Origin of the sequence: Kutzneria sp. NPDC051319, from assembly GCF_040682195.1 — a bacterium.
In the GTDB taxonomy this organism is placed as follows: domain Bacteria; phylum Actinomycetota; class Actinomycetes; order Mycobacteriales; family Pseudonocardiaceae; genus Kutzneria.
This window is the reverse complement of record NZ_JBFBAM010000062.1, coordinates 35,368-53,034: the sequence shown is the minus strand read 5'-3', so window position 1 is coordinate 53,034 and position 17,667 is coordinate 35,368. Positions and strand designations below refer to the sequence as shown.

15 protein-coding genes are annotated in these 17,667 nt (G+C 69.8%); 8 read left to right on the top strand and 7 right to left on the bottom strand.

What is annotated here, in order from left to right; all coding sequences use genetic code 11:
- Window positions 1-91: 91 nt before the first annotated feature.
- Window positions 92-781 (bottom strand): L,D-transpeptidase family protein, encoded by a 690-nt coding sequence (locus tag AB0M73_RS38335; protein WP_363901923.1) that lies wholly within the window; start codon window positions 779-781, stop codon window positions 92-94.
- Window positions 782-794: 13 nt separating this feature from the next.
- Between AB0M73_RS38335 and AB0M73_RS38330 the strand changes: the two genes are divergently transcribed.
- Window positions 795-1,391 carry an RNA polymerase sigma factor gene (locus AB0M73_RS38330; RefSeq protein ID WP_363901920.1) on the top strand — a complete coding sequence of 199 codons (597 nt, stop codon included), beginning with the start codon at window positions 795-797 and terminating at the stop codon, window positions 1,389-1,391.
- A complete protein-coding gene (locus AB0M73_RS38325) occupies window positions 1,379-2,113 on the top strand; it encodes a hypothetical protein (protein ID WP_363901917.1) in 735 nt (244 codons plus the stop codon). Before AB0M73_RS38330 ends, AB0M73_RS38325 begins: the two co-directional genes overlap by 13 nt.
- Here AB0M73_RS38325 and AB0M73_RS38320 read toward each other — a convergent pair.
- Window positions 2,103-3,926 carry a glycoside hydrolase gene (locus AB0M73_RS38320; protein ID WP_363901914.1) on the bottom strand — a complete coding sequence of 608 codons (1,824 nt, stop codon included), beginning with the start codon at window positions 3,924-3,926 and terminating at the stop codon, window positions 2,103-2,105. The genes AB0M73_RS38325 and AB0M73_RS38320 overlap by 11 nt on opposite strands.
- A gap of 99 nt (window positions 3,927-4,025) precedes the next feature.
- Between AB0M73_RS38320 and AB0M73_RS38315 the strand changes: the two genes are divergently transcribed.
- Complete coding sequence (locus tag AB0M73_RS38315) at window positions 4,026-4,820, top strand: class I SAM-dependent methyltransferase (protein WP_363901911.1); 795 nt, start codon at window positions 4,026-4,028, stop codon at window positions 4,818-4,820.
- 118 nt (window positions 4,821-4,938) lie between these two features.
- On the opposite strand, the gene AB0M73_RS38310 is transcribed toward AB0M73_RS38315, so the two are convergent.
- The 3 genes from AB0M73_RS38310 to AB0M73_RS38300 form a co-directional block, all read right to left on the bottom strand.
- Window positions 4,939-6,141, bottom strand: coding sequence for an acyltransferase (locus tag AB0M73_RS38310; RefSeq protein ID WP_363901908.1), 1,203 nt, complete (start codon window positions 6,139-6,141; stop codon window positions 4,939-4,941).
- Window positions 6,142-6,421: 280 nt separating this feature from the next.
- Window positions 6,422-7,480, bottom strand: coding sequence for a glycoside hydrolase family 88 protein (locus AB0M73_RS38305; protein WP_363901905.1), 1,059 nt, complete (start codon window positions 7,478-7,480; stop codon window positions 6,422-6,424).
- Window positions 7,477-9,726 carry a hypothetical protein gene (locus AB0M73_RS38300; protein WP_363901903.1) on the bottom strand — a complete coding sequence of 750 codons (2,250 nt, stop codon included), beginning with the start codon at window positions 9,724-9,726 and terminating at the stop codon, window positions 7,477-7,479. Before AB0M73_RS38300 ends, AB0M73_RS38305 begins: the two co-directional genes overlap by 4 nt.
- A gap of 177 nt (window positions 9,727-9,903) precedes the next feature.
- Between AB0M73_RS38300 and AB0M73_RS38295 the strand changes: the two genes are divergently transcribed.
- Genes AB0M73_RS38295 through AB0M73_RS38285 form a run of 3 tightly spaced genes read left to right on the top strand, consistent with a single transcriptional unit; the run spans window position 9,904 to window position 13,858 of the window.
- Window positions 9,904-11,046, top strand: coding sequence for an EfeM/EfeO family lipoprotein (locus AB0M73_RS38295; RefSeq protein ID WP_363901900.1), 1,143 nt, complete (start codon window positions 9,904-9,906; stop codon window positions 11,044-11,046).
- Entirely contained in the window at window positions 11,043-12,236 is a 1,194-nt protein-coding gene (locus AB0M73_RS38290; RefSeq protein ID WP_363901897.1) for a Dyp-type peroxidase, read from the top strand. The genes AB0M73_RS38295 and AB0M73_RS38290 overlap by 4 nt, the downstream gene beginning before the upstream one ends.
- Window positions 12,237-12,256: 20 nt before the next feature.
- Entirely contained in the window at window positions 12,257-13,858 is a 1,602-nt protein-coding gene (locus AB0M73_RS38285) for an alkaline phosphatase family protein (protein ID WP_363901895.1), read from the top strand.
- A gap of 91 nt (window positions 13,859-13,949) precedes the next feature.
- Here AB0M73_RS38285 and AB0M73_RS38280 read toward each other — a convergent pair whose 3' ends face one another.
- The gene (locus AB0M73_RS38280; protein ID WP_363901892.1) at window positions 13,950-14,834 is read right to left on the bottom strand and encodes a BadF/BadG/BcrA/BcrD ATPase family protein; all 885 of its coding nucleotides are present in this window, start codon (window positions 14,832-14,834) and stop codon (window positions 13,950-13,952) included.
- Window positions 14,835-14,895: 61 nt separating this feature from the next.
- Between AB0M73_RS38280 and AB0M73_RS38275 the strand changes: the two genes are divergently transcribed.
- Complete coding sequence (locus AB0M73_RS38275; RefSeq protein WP_363901889.1) at window positions 14,896-16,758, top strand: ABC transporter ATP-binding protein; 1,863 nt, start codon at window positions 14,896-14,898, stop codon at window positions 16,756-16,758.
- Here AB0M73_RS38275 and AB0M73_RS38270 read toward each other — a convergent pair.
- Window positions 16,755-16,982, bottom strand: coding sequence for a hypothetical protein (locus tag AB0M73_RS38270; protein ID WP_363901886.1), 228 nt, complete (start codon window positions 16,980-16,982; stop codon window positions 16,755-16,757). The two genes, AB0M73_RS38275 and AB0M73_RS38270, sit on opposite strands and share 4 nt — an antisense overlap.
- 59 nt (window positions 16,983-17,041) lie before the next feature.
- Between AB0M73_RS38270 and AB0M73_RS38265 the strand changes: the two genes are divergently transcribed.
- Window positions 17,042-17,647 (top strand): TetR/AcrR family transcriptional regulator, encoded by a 606-nt coding sequence (locus tag AB0M73_RS38265; RefSeq protein WP_363901883.1) that lies wholly within the window; start codon window positions 17,042-17,044, stop codon window positions 17,645-17,647.
- The last annotated feature ends 20 nt before the right edge of the window (window positions 17,648-17,667 follow it).

The following is a 17,667-nucleotide window of genomic DNA, read 5'->3' as shown; positions in this document are numbered from 1 at the left end:
GCGTTCGTCGTCAGTGAGCACGATCGGGACCGCTACCGGGTAAGGCATAGATCTCGTGTACCCACTGACAACGAACTAACAACTCAGGACACTAGAAGATCAGGACCTCGGCCCCCGGGTGCAGCAACGGGAAGACGTCGTCGATCGACGGGTCGGTCAGGCGGACGCAGCCGTTGCTGGCCGGCACGGCCTCCACGGGCTCGCCGCCGTGCACGGCGATGCCGGTAGTGGTGATGTAGCTGGGGTGGTAGAGGTTGCCGAGCGGGGCGTACTCCATGAAGTTGATCTGGTAGTAGACATGGAAGTCGCCCAGCGGCGTGACCCGCTCGCCGACGTTGTCGCCGGTGCAGGCGTCGTAGATCTTGGCGACGTGGCCGTCGGTGACGACGTAGGCGACCTGGAGAGCGATGTCGACCTCCAGATGCGTGCCGGGAGTGGCGTGCTGCGGGGTGATCGTCCTGGGCGCCCTCAACGCGGCCGCCGTGGCGTCGTCGACGACGCCGGTGCGGGACAGACCCTGAACCTTCTGGAAGGCGATGACGGCGTGCCTGGTCTCGTCGTCGAGCGCGCCGGTGGCCTGCCGGGCCTGGTAGCCCAGCGTGCCGAGCGCCTGCTGGACCTGGAACGTGCTGGGCGGGGCCGGCTTGGGCGTGGTCGTGGTCGTTGTGGGCGACGTCACAGTGGGTGCGGCCGCCGGCAGAGGCGCGGAGCGAGCCTGGCCGCACGCGGCCGACAGCAGTAGCGCCGAGCCTGTGACCAGCACTTTCACGGTACGAGACATCAACACGGACCCCTTGAGCTCACGAACGGCGTCACTGGGGATTGGCACAAGTCTGCGGCAGCGCAACTTCTGCCGCCACTCGATCGTCGACCACACCGTGGAGAACCTGGAATCGCTCTACCGGGAGCACGTGCACGCCCTGCTCGGGTACGCCGCGCGCCGGCTCGGCGATCCCAACGAGGCCGCGGACGTGATCGCGGCGGTGTTCCTGGCCGTGCTGGAACGGCCAGGCGGCTACGACCCGAGCCGGGGCACGCCGCGGGCCTGGCTGTTCGGCATCGCCGCGCACATGATCGCCTCCCGGGGCCGACGACGTGGAGCCGAGTACCGGGCGTTGCAACGGGTCTACGGTCAACGCACACTGGCCGCCGATGACTTCGCCGAACTGGAGGCACGAGTGGACGCAGCCAACGCCGCGACCGCCGTGCTGGCCGGCCTTGGCGACCTGCCGCCGGCCGAGCGGGAGCTGTTCCTGCTGGTCAGCCTGGACGAGCTGACGCCGATCGAGGCGGCGGAGGTGCTGGGCATCTCGCCGTCGGCGGCACGCATGCGGCTCACCCGGGCCCGTCGCAAGCTGGTGTCGTTGGTGGAGACCACATGCCCGACCTGACGCCCTTCGAGCAGCGGATGCTGGCCGGCCTCCGGCAGGTCGAGTCGCCGAAACGCCGGCGGCGGTGGCTGCCGGCGGTGGGGACGGCGGCCGTGGCGGCGGCGGTTCTGGTGCTGACCGTGGTGCGGCCGCCGATCGGATCGACCGACGCGCCGGTGGCCAGCGCGCCGTCGTCGATCCGCTACCTGCGGTGGATCACCCCGGAGGGTGGAGCGGAGAACCAACGGGCCGACGAGGTGTGGATCGACGACGTGCACCACACCGTGCGGCTCAAGTCGCCGGACTTCGACCGGACCTTCACCGACGTGCCGGAGCCGATCGCGCTGAACAAGCCGGGCATGCCGACGGAGTTCGCCCGGATGTCGCCGGACGTGCTGGTGGCCGATCAGCGCACGGTCGTCGCCGGTCTGCCGCACACGGACGCAGCACTGGAAGTCGTCGTCGCCGCGGTGGCCAAGGCGAACGGCAAGTACAACGGGGAGGTGCTGGGCGACCTGCTCAGCAAGCCCGGGCTCGGCGCCGACCTGCGTGCGACGGCCGTGCGGGTCCTGTTGTCGCAGCCCGGGGTCGGTCTGCTCGACCCGACCAAGACCCGCGACCTCACCGGCCGGCAGGGCGCGCTGTATGTGCTCAACGTCGGCCCGGCAGCGATACAGATAATCATCGACGCCGACACGAACACGGTGCTGTCGTTGAACAAGGACACGATCGTCAACCAGTAGCGTTCAAGGCCCACTGCTGGGCGGAGCCGACGGTCAGCTGCACACCGTCCGCTGTGGACGCTGCCGACAATCCCCTGCCCTGGTTGGAGATCACGCCGTTGGCGATGATCCATTGCTGGCCGGCGGAGCCGTTGCAGGCTCGCTGCACAACGGCGGCAACCGAAGCATCCAGGCATTTTCCGCTCTGGACGGAGGCGATCGTGCCGTCGGCGCGCACCGTCCAGCGCTGGTTGGCGTCGCCGGTGGTGTGGTACTGGATGATGCCGGCGCCGTCCGAAGTGGACGCCCCGGCGACGTCGGCGGCGGAGCCGGAGTTGGTGGCCTGGAGGACGTAGTTGTGGCCCGGGACAACGGATGTCGGCTGGCTGAAGGTGAACGTGGTAATGCTGCGGGCCGCCAGCGTGGCGGTCGCCGTGCTGCCACTGACGGCGGGCAGGGCGACCGGGGCGAGGTCCTCGGTGGCCGAGGTGCGGTAGGTGCCGGTGGCCGTGAGCTGGCCGTTCGTCGCGCCGAAGTGCAGCGGGAAAGCGGTGTCCGCGGTGTTGTCGTTGATCGCCACCACCGTCCACGTGCCGCCGGACTCGAAGGCCACCGGCCACACGCCCGAGGGCATGCCGCTGATCGGGAACCGAACGGCGTTGGGGCGGACGAACCGGCTGAAGTTGGCCAGCGCCCAGAACCGTTTGGTGACATAGAGATGCTGGTTGCCGTTGCCGGCGTAGTTCGGGTCGTAGTAGATCAGGCCGTCGTTCCAGCCCTGGCCGTTCTTGGCGGTCGGGCAGCTCGGCGCGGCCACCGGGTCGCAGCCCAGCACCGGAGACAGCGCGGTCCACCAGTCGAACTGGGCATCTCCTGCCTCGGTCAGGTCCTGGTGGATCAGGTCGGCCATGCGCAGGCCGCCGTCGATCGTCGGATCGTAGCCCTGGCCGTAGCCGCCGCCGTTGGAGCAGCAGATCTCCGTGGCCCACAACGGTTTGCCGTAGTTCTTGGCGCTGGCCCGCAACGTGTTCAGGGTGGCGTTGGTCGGGAAGTCGTACGTGTGGTGGGCCAGCGCGACCAGGTAGCGCTGGGTGTTCGCGTCGCCGGCCCAGGCCGGCAGCTCGAAGATGTCCTGCAACGCCCAGCTGGTCTCGTCGGCCAGGACCTGTGCCGGCGAGCCGGCGTTGGCCAGGGCGGCACCGAGGGCCCGGACGATCGGGCCACGCTGGCCGGTGCCGACCGACATGCCCTCCTGGCCGCAGTCGCCGAAGCTGTTGTCCGGCTCGTTCATGGGGCTGACCTGCGAGAACGTCACGCCCTGCTGCTGGAAGTGGGTGACGACGTCGGCCAGGAACTGGCCGTACGCGGCCTCGTTGCCGCTCTTGAGGGAGCCGCCGCAGCTCTTGCCGTTGGTCGTCCACACCGGCGGGGCGCTGTTCACGAACGCCTGAAGGTCGGGGACGCCGTGCTGGGCCGCCTGCTGCACGAAGGTCGTGCCGCCCGGGTCCTTGGACCAGTCGTAGACGCCGGGGCTGACCAGGGCGGTTTGCGGCGCCCGGGGCGGATTCGTCACGCCGACACCGCCGCCGCCCACGTTGTAGCGGTAGACGCTCAGGTCGAGTCCTTCGGGTCCGAACAGCAGATCGCCGACCCGCTGTTGGACCGCTGGGGCAAAGTTCGCGAGGTCGTTGACCCACCAGGCCCCGGACGCGCCGAAGCCCTGGACGGACTGCGCCGGGGTGCCCGACACCTCCGCGGCCGCCTGTGGCGCCGCCACCGCGGGCGCGCCCGCAACCGTCATGACCAGCGCCGTCGCCAGCATCCACGCCCGCATGCCGTTGACGTTAGGGAGTGATCACGGTCGGCGGAAAGAGCCATCCGTTGCCAGTTGACCGCAGGCGCGAACGGCGGAAACCGGGACAGAATGGGCCGTATGGACTACGCGATGGGCCGCAACGACCGCGAGACCGAGCGGCTGATGCTCCAGGCCGATATCTACCGCTCGCACAGCCGGCACCTGTTCACGATCGCCGGCATCGAGCCGGGCATGCGGGTCCTCGACGTGGGCTGCGGGGCCGGCGACATCAGCCTGCTGATCGCCGACCTGGTCGGACCGACCGGGGCCGTGATCGGCGTCGACGCCGACCCGGCGGTGCTGGAGGTCGCCCGGTCGCGGGCGCGGGAGCTGCCGTACCTGGAGTTCCGGCAGGGCCTGCTGCCCGACGTGAAGCTGGACGGACCGGTCGACGCCGTGGTCGGGCGGCTGATCCTCATGCACCTGCCCGATCCGGCCGCCGCGGTGCGGGAGCTGGCCCGGCACGTGCGCCCCGGCGGCGTGGTGACGTTCCAGGACTTCGAGCTCGACACCTGCCGGGCCGCGCCGCCGACGCCGCTGGCCACGCAGTGCCTGGACTGGATCCGGGGTTCGATGCGGGCCGCCGGCATCGAGCCCAATCCCGGCGAGTCGATGTACCGGACCTTCCGCGACGCCGGGCTGGAGGTGGCCGGCGTGGCCGGGTCGCGGCCGGCTGGCAACGCCGACTCGGTCAACGTCGTGCACGCCGCCGCCACCGTCACCTCGCTGGCCCCCATGATCGAGAAGGCCAGCCTGGCCACCATGGCGGAGATCGCCCCCGACACCCTCTACGACCGCCTGCGCGCCGAGATCGCCCAGGTCGACGGCGTCATGTACTCCCCAGAACTCATAGCCGCCTGGGCCGTGGTCTAACCCCGCGAGTCCCGCTCTCAGACACACCGAAATACGGTTTCCAGCACATCTGAGCCCTGAGTCTCGGATCTGCCGGAAACCGTGTTTCGGTGTGACGCTGAGCGGGACTCGCGGGGGTTCAGGCGGCGGCGGGGGCCGGGGCCGGGGTGGGGGCCGGCTTGGTGAAGGGGATGCGGGCGCGGCCGATGAGGACCTTGGCCAGCGGGGTGTGGATGACGATCTCCACGAAGATCAGCGAGGTGACCACGGCGAAGACGTAGGCCGACGCGGTCAGCGGCAGGCCCTGGGGAATGTGGTTGGGGAACCACATGTCGAACTCGTTGAGGAACACCCACAGCATCGCCGGGTGCACGAGGAACACGCCGAAGGAACGCTGCGAGGCGGCGGCGACGATGCGCTGCCAGCGGGAGCCGGTCTCCTGCTTGGCGGCCCAGCGCGAGCCGACCAGGTACAGGGCCAGCACGACGAAGCCGTACCAGGGCAGCATCTCGGGCTGGAGCACGCCGGTGGCGTCGCCGGGGGTGTGGCCGTAGGCGATGTTGACGCCGTACCAGGTCAGGGCGAAGGCGGCGGACAGGCCCAGGCCCCACCAGATGAGCCGGGAGTGGGCGGTGATCCACGCCTGGAAGGCCTCGTAGTGGAACGCGGCGATGCAGCCGGCGATCAGGAAGAACTGGTAGGTGAACACGATGGTGCCGTCGTTGGACCACAGCTCGCCGAGCAGGGAGTCCGGGTCGGACGGGGCGGGCAGGTAGGTCTCGGCGAACGACAGCGCCACCTGCAGCACCAGGGAGCCGACGAGGATCTTCTTGTGGTGCCGGACGGTCGCCTTGAGCACGGCCAGCACCAGCGGGAACAGGATGTAGAACTGGAGGGACACCAGCAGGAAGTACAGGTGGTACCAGCCGATTCCCTTGTAGATGCAGCCCCACAGGTAGTCGAGGAACTCGCCGACCGGCAGCGCGGGCATGCCGACCTGCTGGATGATCCCGAAGTAGAACGCGGTCCAGATCAGGTACGGGATGCCGACCAGCGACATCCGCCGTCGCCAGAAGTTGCCGGCGGCCAGCGGACGCCTGCGGTAGGTGTAGACGAGCACGAAACCGGTCAGGAAGAAGAAAACGGACCGGGTGAAGTGCAGCAGGGTCAGCGCGCCGTAGGCGGTGACGTTGGCCCCGTCGTTGGTGTACGTGATGACGTGCACGGCGATCACGCTGGCGAAGGTCAGCACTCGGACCAGGTCCACCTGGTTGAGGTGTCCCTTGCCCGCCTTCGCCTTGGCGGTGGCCGCCGGCGCGGCGGGGAGCATCTGAACGCTCATCGGGCGTGTCCTCCCTCATCCATCTCGTGATCGGTGACTAGCTAACAACCTCGACCTGAGAGTGGATTAAGGATGGGCGTTTCGTTGCCTGTCGATAACCTTTCGACGGCCCGGCAAGCTCTCCCATGATCCGCGCAAGTCCCTTCCGACCAGGGGATTCACCTCCGACCCTTGGCACTGGGCCGGACAGGTGACCTTCAGCATCTCGACAGGTGACGCCCAGGCTTCCCGGTGGAGATCACGCCGCGGGCCGAGCGTCGGTTCACCGTAGCGAACGGGATCACCGACACGACCGGGTGACCAGGGCCGCCGCGTAAGCGTGCAGCCCGAGGCCCTGACCCCAAGGCTGAATGCGGTCGTCACGAATGACGGAGTACCCGAACGGCACCAGTTGTAACACCGTTCCCGCGCTGGACCTGGTGACCGTTCCGTTCTCCGTGACGTGCGGATGCAGGCCGCCCAGGGCCCGCCATCCCGCTGACCTCAACGCTTCAGCAGAAACAACATTCAAAGCCGCGGCCCGGAACAGCGCGGCGGCGATGCCGGCTGTGGCCGAGGTCTCGATGATGCCGCGGGTCTCCGGGTGGCCGTCGACCAGAACGTCCCAGACGCCATGGGAGGGCTGGGTCGCCATCAGCCCGGTCAGCTGCGCGGCCAGGCGTTCACGGACGTGACCGAGGCTCGGGTCGGCTTCGAGGATTTCGACGCCGGCCAGGGCCAGCCATGCGTTGGCACGGCCCCAGAAGCACCGGATGGTCTCGCCACGATGCGAGCCGTGGGCGAACAGGCCGCTGGCCGGATCGCCGAGCACCTCGGCGTGCAGCGTCCACTGCCGGGCGGCCTCGGTGATGAGCTCCGGTCGGTCCAGGGCGCGTCCGCAGTGCACGAGGAAAACCCCGGCCATGAAGGCGGTGTCGGCCCACACCCCGCCGGGCCAGTGCTCCAACGGCCCGGAATCGGTGCGTGCGGCCAGCCAGTCCAGCAGCCGCACGCAGCCGTCGCGGTAGCGGCGATCGCCGGTTTCGCGGTACAGCCAGGCACAAGCGGCGCCGGGAATGAGCGAGTTGACATGATCGGGCTCGATGCCGGCGGCCAGGTGGCGATCGACAAAATCGATCACGAAGGGCGGCACGGGATCCCCCGTCGCCTCGGCCAGGCGAAGCAGGCCGAGCAGCACCACGCCCTCGCCCCAGAACCACCGTGACAGGCCCATGTCCGAGGCCCGGGCCGCGATCCGCCGACCGGTGTTGGCCAACACGTCAACTGTCAACAGCGCGGGGTCGACCGGCGGCAGCGGGGGTTGCGCGTACAGGGAAGAACTCGGGTCCAGTCCGGTCACGGTCCCTCCCAGTCCAGGGTGTGCTCGCGGTATTTCACGCCGCCGGACCAGAATTCCGGCTCGGCCGGGTCGGGGTCGCCGACGACGCACACCCACGCGGTGCCGGGACCGTTGGGCCGCAGCTCCTGGTACGCATCCGCCCCCACGGTCACGATCCGAGCCCCGCCTTCGCAGGCCAGGGCCACGATACCGTCGCCGCGACGCCCGATCGTCCACACCCCACGCTGCTCCCAAGAGTCCAAAGTGGACAAAGGGAACCAGGCGTGGGTGTAGCCCATCGGGTCGTCCGGCGGGATCCGGTACAGCGCCAGCACGACGTCGCGGAACTGCTTGACCCGGGGCAGGATCCGGTTGCCGGCCCAGGCGTTGGGCCGGGCCGAGGAGCTGGTCGAGGAGTTGGGCGCGTGGGTGACGTAGACCTGCGTCTCCGGCCCGAGCGTCGCACCCCAGACGTGCTCCTGCAATCCGGGCAGCCCCGGCCGGTAATCCTCCACAGTGGACAGCATCACGTCCGGGGTCTTGTGCACCACGATGTCCGAGTGGTATGGCCGCGAGAGCAGGTCGTGCTCGAAGCGGTACTCCCCCGCCGAGCTGATCCGCACTAATTCCAACGCCGAAGGTGCGTCGGGCAGGCGGTATCGGACCGCCGTGGCCAGGGCCGTCGCCGGCAGGACGGCGGCGTTCAGGGCGCCGACGCCGTAGCAGAGCCACAGGATCGGCGCGGTCTCCTCGAACCGCGACGACCGCACGGTGTTGACGTACGACCGCCCGTGCGCGGCCCCGTTGATGCCCCGCCAGGACGTCGTGTGCAGCCCGGTCAGGATCCGGTCCAGCAGCTCACGGGCGGCCTCGACCAGCGAGGAATCCGCGACGAACTCCACAATGGACACCAGCGCGAGTGCGTCGATGGCCAGGTAGGCGTTGGAGTTGAACTCGCTGAACCCGCCGGCCAGCCGCCGCCGGATCCACTCGGCCGCCAGCTCTCCGCCGTGCGCCGCGTGCGCCGAGCCCCGCCATCCCGTGTTGCCGAAGACGGAGTCCCCGAACAGCTCCCCGGCCAGCAGCTCGGCGGTGTGCCACACCAGCTGGTGGTTCTCGGTGAAGTAGCACATGGCGTCCAGACCGGGCTGGTCGATCCAGTACTTGAAGCCCAGCAGCGCGGCCCGGACCTCGTCCCGCAGCCCCGGATCCCAGTCCTCGACGCCGATCCGGTGCAGCAACGTCAACAGGCCGACGGCCTCGAAGTCGGCGCAGTCGGCCCGGCTGCCGATCATCCACAGCGACCGCGCCAAAGCCGCCCCAGACACGTATCCCGAGGCCAGCGCGGTCGCCACGCTCGGCGTCGTCGACCGCACGTGGGCCAGCAGCTCCGATCGCCACTGTTCCGGCGGGCCAACGGGTTCGCCCCGATACGACGAGGGCAGCACCGCGACCGGGAACTCCCGGAACACGGGCGAACCGTCCACCGACACCCGCAGCGTGACCTCGCCGCTGGCCAGCATCGACGCCGACCCGACCGCCCCCTCGGCGTCCGAGTCCAGCCGCACGGTCGCCCGGCCGTCGATCAACGTCACCAGCTCGCGGCCGACCCGCAGCGAAGCCCCGGCCGGCCCGGTCAGCTCGACGGAACCGTTGACGGTGCCCCACGTCGGCGTGCCGACCGCGGACAGGATCCGCTCCGCCGCGGCCGAGGCCCGCTCGTCCGCCCCGGGACTGGGAATCACCACCCGCACCGGCAGACCGTCGACCCGCAGCCGTAGCACCTGGCGGCACTCCCGGAAACCGACCTGCCACGACGTGATCACGACCTGCGACACCCCGGACGGCAGCCATACCCGGATCGTGTGCTCGGCCGGCTCCATGTAGGTGACGGCGTCGGCGTGCAGAAGGAGTTCACCGTTGACATGCACCAGAACCGGGCCGGTGCTGGCCACCCGCAGCGTCCGCCACTCGGCCTGGTCGACCTCCAACGCGGTGCCGGCCACGGCGGTCCGGTAGGTCGGCGTGAAGCAGAATTCGCTCCAATCGACCAAACCGTCCGTTCCGGTATGAATACGGCGAAAGTCGGGCCCCTCAACGACTTCCGGCACCGGCCGGTCGACCGGCAGCGGCCGGGAGAGGTAGAGCCTGCGCTTGAGCGGGGTGACGTCCGGGCCGTTCGTGAGGACCCATCGGCCGTCGGACCCCCACGGCGAACCCGTGGCCTCCAGACCGAGATCCGAGTCGGGCACGGGTGCGGCGATCACGGGCCGCACCACCCAATCCCGTACCGAACCGGTTACCGACAGTCGATGAGTGGTGCGTCCATTCGAGGGCACAATGCCGATTCTGTCCGACTAGGACGAACACTGAGTGACGAGCGGACCAACAGTGCTGGACTCCCCTGACCGCAGCCTTAGGATTCCCCACGATAGAGATTGCCGATGACCAGGAGCGACCTCGTGCGGACACCCCGTCCCCTGCCGGCGGCGATCGCGTTGGTCGGCGTGGGAGCGGTTGTCGCGGTGGCGGTCTGGCGGCCCTGGGAGGGCTCCGCCGACGCGGCCGGCGGCCCGCCGCAGATCACCGTGTCCCGCAGCGCCTGCGGCCAGGGCTGGAACGATGCCAAGGCCGGCCGGCAGACGTTCACCGTGCACAACACCGGCGACGCCGCGGCCGAGGTCGACCTGGTCGAGCTGGGCAGCGGCAAGGTGTACGGCGAGGTCGAGGGGCTCGGGCCGAACACCAGCGCGTCGATGGACGTGCAGCTGGGCGCCGGCCAGTTCGCCTTCCGCTGCCTGATCGAGGACACCGATCCGCTCACGGGGCCGGCCGTGCGGCTGCAGAGCGACGCCAAGGGCGGCGCGGCCGTGGTTCCGGTCACCAAGAACGACATGCTGCCGCTGGTCAAGCGGTACGAGGCCGCGGTATCCGTCGGCGTCGCCGATCTCGTTGCCAAGACGGACAAGCTGCGCGACGACATCGGCGCCGGCAACCTGGGCACCGCCCGCTCCGACTGGCTGCCGGCCCACCTGGCGTACAACTCGCTCGGCGCGGCCTACGGCGCGTTCGGCGACTTCGCGGACAAGATCGACGGCTCCGACGCGGGCTTCCACCCGCTGGAGAAGGGCTTGTGGCACAACGCCTCGGCCGCCGATCTCAAGCCGATCGCCGACCAGCTGTCCACCGACGTGCACGGGCTTCAGGCCGACCTGCCCAACGAACAGGTGGATCCGAACGATCTCGGGCTGCGGGCCCACGAGATCATGGAGAACGCGCTTCAGTTCGAGCTCACCGGCGAGAACGACCAGGGCAGCGGCACGGTGCTGAACACCGCGCTGGCCAACCTCGACGGCAGCGCCAAGGTGCTGGCCATCCTGGACCCGGTGCTCAAGCCCCGCTACGCCGACCTGCCGGCCGTGCAGAAGTGGTCGGACCGCACGCGGACGCTGCTGACCGCGCACCTGAACACGCCGGTCGGCCAGCTGGACCGGACCACCCGCGAACAGATCAACGGGGCCGTCGGCGAGCTGCTGGAGAAGCTCGCGCCGGTGGCCGCGATCTGCGAAGTACGGAGGAGTTCATGACCGGCGTCGGCCGCCGTTCCTTCCTGCGCGGCGCTCTCGTCGGCGCCGGCGCGGCGGCGGTGACCGGGCTGTCGGTGACCGCCGACGCCGAGCCGTCGACGGCGGTGGCGTTCCACGGCGTGCACCAGGCCGGCATCGACACCCCGCCGCAGAAGCAGGCCATCTTCGCCTCCTTCGACGTGATCGCCGCCGACAAGGCCGAGCTGACCGCGCTGCTCCAGACGCTGACCGACCGGGCCCGGATGCTCACCGCGGGCGGCGCGCTGCCGCCGCTGGGCATCACCGCGCCGCCGGCCGACTCCGGCGTGCTCGGGCCGGACATGCCCGGCGACGACCTCACCGTCACGGTCGGTGTCGGCGCCTCGCTGTTCGACGACCGCTACGGCATCAAGGACCGCAGGCCGGCCAAGCTGACGCCGATGAAGGCATTCCCCAACGACAGCCTGGACGACAGCCAGTGCCACGGGGACCTCAGCCTCCAGCTATGTGCCGCCGAGACCGACACCGTGCTGCACGCGTTGCGGGACATCGCCCGGCACACTCGTGGCGCGATGCAGCTGCGCTGGCGGATCGACGGGTTCCAGAACCCGCCCCGCCCCTCCGGCACGCAGCGCAACCTCATGGGCTTCAAGGACGGCATCGTCAAGCCGGCGCCGGCCGACTTCGGCAAGCTCGTGTGGGTGGGCAAGGGCAACGGTGAGCCCGCCTGGACCGAAGGCGGCAGCTACCAGGTGCTGCGCCAGATCCGCATGCTGGTGGAGTTCTGGGACCGGGTGTCGGTGGGCGAGCAGGAAAACATGTTCGGGCGGCGGCGGGACACCGGGGCGCCGCTGGACGGCAACACCGAGACCGACGTGCCGGACTACCCCGCCGACCCGACCGGCACGGCGATCCCGCTGACCAGCCACATCCGCAAAGCCAATCCGCGGACCGACGACACCGCGCCGAGCCAGTTCCTGCGGCGCGGCTACAACTACGACCGGGGCACCGACTCCGTCGGCGACCTGGACATGGGGCTGATGTTCTGCGGCTACCAGCAGGACATCGTCCGGCAGTTCGAGGCCGTGCAGACCCGGCTGGTCGACGAGCCGCTCGTCGACTACATCAGGCCGGTCGGCGGCGGCTACTTCTTCGCGCTTCCCGGTGTTCGGGACAGCAACGACCACTTCGGACGGTCGTTGCTCACATGAGTCACTCAGGAGGAAAAGGCATGCCTAGAAGCCGTGTCCTGGCCACGGCCGCCGTGGCCGCGACGGGGCTGTTGCTGGCCGCGTGCAGCGGTGGCGACGCCAACCAGGTGGCCAACGCCGCCGACTCGTACCAGATCGTGCGCCCCACGACGCCGATCCAGCACGTGGTGGTGATCTTCGGCGAGAACATCTCGTTCGACCACTACTTCGGCACCTACCCGAACGCCACCAACGCCGACGGGACGCCGTTCAAGGCCGCGTCCGGCACGCCGCACGTCAACGGGCTGTCGCAGAAGCTGTTGACCGACAACCCCAACGCCTACAACCCGAAGCGGCTGGCCCCGTCGCAAGCGCTGACCTGCGACCAGAACCACAGCTACGGGCCGGAGCAGAAGGCCGTCAACGGCGGCAAGGACGACAAGTTCGTCGAGAACACCGAGACCGACAAGTGCACCGGGCAGCCGGTGCTGTTCGGCGAGCCCGGCCTGGTGATGGACTACTTCGACGGCAACACCGTCACCGGCATGTGGAACTACGCGCAGCACTACGCGCTCAACGACAACTCCTTCGACACGGTGTACGGCCCCTCGTCCCCGGGCGCGATCAACCTGATCTCCGGCAACACGCACGGCGTGCAGGCGATCGACCCGAAGACCGGCAAGCCCACCACCGACGCGTACGCGGTGCAGTCTCCCGACAAGAACGGGATCGGCACCATGACCAACGACCCCGACCCGTACTACGACGACTGCTCGAACAACAACGGCAAGTCGGCCAACAACCTGGCCGTCATGCACGGGCAGAACATCGGTGACCTGCTCAACCAGAAGCACGTCACGTGGGGCTGGTTCCAGGGCGGCTTCAAGCCGACCTCGACGAGCCCCGACGGCAAGGCGGTCTGCGGCACGACGCACGCCAACGTCGGCGGCAACGCGTCCAACGACTACAGCCCGCACCACGAGCCGTTCATGTACTACCAGTCGACGGCCAACCCGAAGCACCTGGCGCCGACCTCGGTCAACGCCATCGGCCACACCGACCAGGCCAACCACCAGTACGACACCTCGGACTTCGACGCGGCCCTGGCGGCCAACAACCTGCCGTCGGTCAGCTTCCTGAAGGCCGGCGAGTACCAGGACGGGCACGCCGGCTACTCGGACCCGCTGGACGAGCAGGCGTTCGTCGTGCGTGAGATCAACCAGCTCCAGAAGTCCAAGGAGTGGTCCTCCACGGCCGTCGTGCTGGCCTACGACGACTCCGACGGCTGGTACGACCACGTCACGCCGCCGAAGGTCAACGGCTCCAAGGACGCGGCGCTCGACCAGGCCTCCATCTGTGGCCGCGCCCCGGTGTCCGGCGGCTACGCCGACCGCTGCGGCTACGGCCCGCGCCTGCCGCTGCTGGTCGTCTCGCCCTACGCCAAGACCAACCACGTCGACCACTCCCTGACCGACCAGACCTCGGTGCTGAAGTTCATCGAGGAGAACTGGCGGACCGGCCAGATCGGCGATCACTCCTTCGACCAGCGCGCCGGCAGCCTCTTCGGCATGTTCAACTTCTGGCAGCGTCCCAACGACAAGAAGCTGATCCTCGACCCCAAGACCGGAGCCGTGGTGAAGTAACCACCGACTCCGCTCCGCTCCCCCTTTATGCAGGGAAGGACGCCTTACCCTCGTTGAACGCGGGTAAGGCGTCCTTCCCTGCATTGGGGGGTCACAGGCCGCGAGCGAGGCGGGCGGCGCCGAGGGCGCCGTTGTCGGCGAAGCGGGCGGTGAGGCCGAAGCGGTCCTGGAGGCCGCCGGCCACGAGGTCGCGCAGCGGTCCCTGGGCCAGCAGCAGGCCGCCGGCCAGCACGGCGTCGCGGTAGCCGGCGGCGACGGGGCCGAGGGCGGAAACGGCGGCCAGCAACAGCTCCGCGGCCTCGGTGACGATCTCGGCGGCCACGGAGTCGTCGTGGTAGAGCGCGGTGACCAGGGGCGCGAGGCTGGCCAGCCGCAGGGGCGGCTCGTTGTAGACGGCGGCCTCCAGCGAGGTCACGTCCGGCTCGGCGGCCAGCGCGTAGCAGATGACGTCGATGAGCTTGGTCGGGCGGCCGCGGCCGTCGATCATGCGCAGCACGGCGCGCACGGCCTGCCGGCCGACCCAGAAGCCGGAGCCGTCGTCGCCGACCAGCCAGCCGTTGCCGTCCACGTGCCGGGCCAGCCGCCAGTTCCGCAGCTCGGCGGCGGCCGCGCCGGTGCCGGACAGCACCAGCACGCCATCGGGTGACTCGCTGCCGGCGGCGAAGGACACCTCCACGTCGCTGACCACCCGGGGCGTGACAATGCCCAGGTGGCGGGCCACGCGGGCGACTTCGTCCAGCAGCGGCCGGCCCGCGGTGGGACCGCCGGCCAGCCCGATGACCGCCGCGGACACGCCGGCGGCAGTATGGTTTCCGAGCGCCTGCCGGAGCGCCGACTCCAGTTGCTGGCCGGCGTGCTCGACACCGTGCACAACGGGATTGGCGCCGGCGGCCCTGCCGGTGCCGAGGACGGCGCCGTCCGAGTCGACGAGCACCGCCCTGGTGTTCGAACCGCCAGCGTCGACGCCGAGATACATGGAATAGAAGAGTAGACGGCCCGGTTCCCCGGTCGTCGGTACACACGAGGTCGGGGGGATCATGGATTCCTGGATGTTGATGCGCGGCGCGATGGCCAGGGCGGACACGCCCAAGCAGGTGCGCCGCGGGACCCTGCGGCGGGTGCTGGAGTTCGCCCGCCCGCACTGGGGCAAGCTGGCGTGGTTCCTCGGTTTGACGGTGGTGGACGCCTTCCTCGCGGTCAGCACGCCGGTGCTGGCCGGCCGGGTGGTGGACGGCATCATCAACAAGACCGCGCTGGGCGTGGTGATCGGGCTGGCGGCGCTGATCGCGCTGGTGGCGGTGATCGGCGCGGCCACGAGCCTGGTCGAGCGCTGGCAGTCGTCGCGGATCGGCGAGGGCCTGATCTACGACCTGCGCCGCACGGTGTTCGAGCACGTGCAGCGCATGCCGGTCGCCTTCTTCACCCGCACACGGACCGGCGCCCTGGTCAGCCGCCTGAACAACGACGTGATCGGCGCCCAGCGGGCCTTCACGTCCTCGCTGTCGGGCCTGGTCACCAACGTGATCCAGCTGGTGCTGACGCTGGCCGTGATGCTGTCGCTGTCGTGGCAGGTCACGCTGCTGGCGCTGGTGCTGCTGCCGGCGTTCCTGTTGCCGGCGCGGCGGATGGGCACCCGGATGGCCGGGCTGGAGCGGGAGGCGGCCGGGCTGAACGCGTCCATGACCAACCAGATGACCGAACGGTTCTCCGCGCCCGGCGCGACGCTGGTGAAGCTGTTCGGACGGCCCGGCGCGGAGGCGGCGGAGTTCGGCGACAAGGCCGAGCGGGTGCGGGACATCGGCGTGAAGACGGCGATGGCCACGCGCTGGTTCCTCACCGGCATGGCGCTGCTGCCGACCGTGGCCCAGGCCGTGGTGTACGGCGTCGGTGGCTGGCTGGCGCTGAGCGGTCAGCTGGCCGCCGGCACCGTGGTGTCGTTGGCGTTGCTGCTGACCCGCCTCTACACGCCGCTGGCCGCGCTGGCCAACGCCCGGGTGGACATCATGACCGCCCTGGTGTCGTTCGAGCGGGTCTTCGAGGTGTTGGACGTGCGTCCGATGATCGTGGAGGCCGAGCGCACCACTCCGCTGCCGGCGGGGGCGGTGTCGGTCGAGTTCGACGACGTGCGGTTCGGCTACCCGGCGGCGGACCAGGTCTCGCTGGCCTCGCTGGAGGCGGTGGCCAATCTGGACACCCGGGGCGGGCAGGAAGTGTTGCACGGCATCAGCTTCCGGGCCGAGGCCGGGCAGCTGGTGGCGTTGGTCGGGTCTTCGGGCGCCGGCAAGTCGACCATCGCGTCGCTGGTGCCGCGTCTGTACGACACGGTGTCGGGCTCGGTTCGTCTGTCCGATGTGGACGTCCGCCAGCTGTCGTTCGACGACGTCCGGGGCGCGGTCGGTGTGGTGACGCAGGACGGGCATCTGTTCCACGACACCATCGACGCCAACCTGCGGTACGCGCGGCCGGACGCCACCGACGAGGAGCTGTGGGACTCCATCGAGCGGGCCCGCCTCGGGGACCTGATCCGGAACTTGCCCGACGGCCTGGAGACCGTGGTCGGGGAGCGCGGCTACCGGCTGTCCGGCGGTGAGCGGCAGCGGCTGACCATTGCCCGGCTGCTGCTGGCCCGGCCCCGCGTGGTGATCCTCGACGAGGCGACCGCGCACCTGGACTCCGAGTCGGAGGTCGCGGTGCAGGCCGCCCTCACCGAGGCGTTGCAGGGCCGGACCGCGCTGGTCATCGCGCACCGGCTGTCCACCATCCGCGCCGCCGACCAGATCCTCGTGATCGAGGACGGCCGCGTGGTGGAGCGGGGCACGCACACCTCGTTGATGGCGGCCGATGGCCGTTACGCAGAGTTGCACAACACGCAGTTCCGCGAGCAGCCCTCCGTGGCCTAGCTCATGGCGCGGCCCTTGGCGTTCTCCAGCAGCCACAGCGCCGCGACGGATGCCGCCAGCACGGACCCGGCCACGATCAGCGCGGCCGGGTCCGGCAGGTAGAGCGGCAGGGCCAGGCCCGACGCGCCGCGGCCGATCAGCTTGAACACGAACGGCAGGATGCCGCTGTGTATCCCGGCGAAGGCCGCCACCATCTGCAGGATCTCGCAGGTCCGCTTGCTCATCACTACCCCCCGGATGTTTTATGATGCGATCGCACCATAACAGATCGTGAGGAGCCTCGGTGCCCAAACTGGTCGACCACGAGCAGCGGCGACGCGAGATCGCCGCCGCCGTCTGGCGGCTGGCCGGCGTCAGCGGGCTGGAGTCGGTGAGCCTGCGCCAGGTCGCCGCCGAGGCCGGCGTGTCCATGCGGCTCGTGCAGTACTACTTCGAGACCAAGCACGGGATGCTGCTCTACGCCTTGAAGCACCTCAACGAGGTCCTGGAGCAGCAGGTCCGGGCCCGCCTCGACCTCGGCCGCGAGCCCACGCCCCGTGAGATCATCCGGGCCACCCTCGTCGAGCTCGTGCCTGTCGACGAGCGCAGTCGCATGGTGTCGCTGGTGTTCATCGCCTTTTTCGTGCGGGCCTTGAACGATCCCGCCCTGAGCGAGGCCTTCCGCGGCGACGGCACCGACGAGCTGGCCGCCTTCTTCGCCGCCTTGATCCGCGATTCCCAGGCCGCCGGCACGTCGCCGACGTGGCTGCATCCCGAGCGTGAGGTCGCGACGTTGATGGCCGTGGCCAACGGCATGGGCCCCGACGTGCTGGTCGGCACGGTCACGGCGGAGGAAGTCCTGGCGACGTTGGACTACAACCTCGATCGCGTCTTCCCGCCGGTGGACTGACCCGCCCCCTCCCCCGTCAT

What these genes read in the sequence shown, in the direction of transcription:
- AB0M73_RS38335 (WP_363901923.1), bottom strand. Translation starts at nt 781, where the DNA reads ATGTCTCGTACCGTGAAAGTGCTGGTCACAGGCTCGGCGCTACTGCTG.
- AB0M73_RS38325 (WP_363901917.1), top strand. Translation starts at nt 1,379, where the DNA reads ATGCCCGACCTGACGCCCTTCGAGCAGCGGATGCTGGCCGGCCTCCGG.
- AB0M73_RS38320 (WP_363901914.1), bottom strand. Translation starts at nt 3,926, where the DNA reads ATGCGGGCGTGGATGCTGGCGACGGCGCTGGTCATGACGGTTGCGGGC.
- AB0M73_RS38315 (WP_363901911.1), top strand. Translation starts at nt 4,026, where the DNA reads ATGGACTACGCGATGGGCCGCAACGACCGCGAGACCGAGCGGCTGATG.
- AB0M73_RS38310 (WP_363901908.1), bottom strand. Translation starts at nt 6,141, where the DNA reads ATGAGCGTTCAGATGCTCCCCGCCGCGCCGGCGGCCACCGCCAAGGCG.
- AB0M73_RS38295 (WP_363901900.1), top strand. Translation starts at nt 9,904, where the DNA reads ATGACCAGGAGCGACCTCGTGCGGACACCCCGTCCCCTGCCGGCGGCG.
- AB0M73_RS38290 (WP_363901897.1), top strand. Translation starts at nt 11,043, where the DNA reads ATGACCGGCGTCGGCCGCCGTTCCTTCCTGCGCGGCGCTCTCGTCGGC.
- AB0M73_RS38285 (WP_363901895.1), top strand. Translation starts at nt 12,257, where the DNA reads ATGCCTAGAAGCCGTGTCCTGGCCACGGCCGCCGTGGCCGCGACGGGG.
- AB0M73_RS38280 (WP_363901892.1), bottom strand. Translation starts at nt 14,834, where the DNA reads ATGTATCTCGGCGTCGACGCTGGCGGTTCGAACACCAGGGCGGTGCTC.
- AB0M73_RS38275 (WP_363901889.1), top strand. Translation starts at nt 14,896, where the DNA reads ATGGATTCCTGGATGTTGATGCGCGGCGCGATGGCCAGGGCGGACACG.
- AB0M73_RS38270 (WP_363901886.1), bottom strand. Translation starts at nt 16,982, where the DNA reads ATGAGCAAGCGGACCTGCGAGATCCTGCAGATGGTGGCGGCCTTCGCC.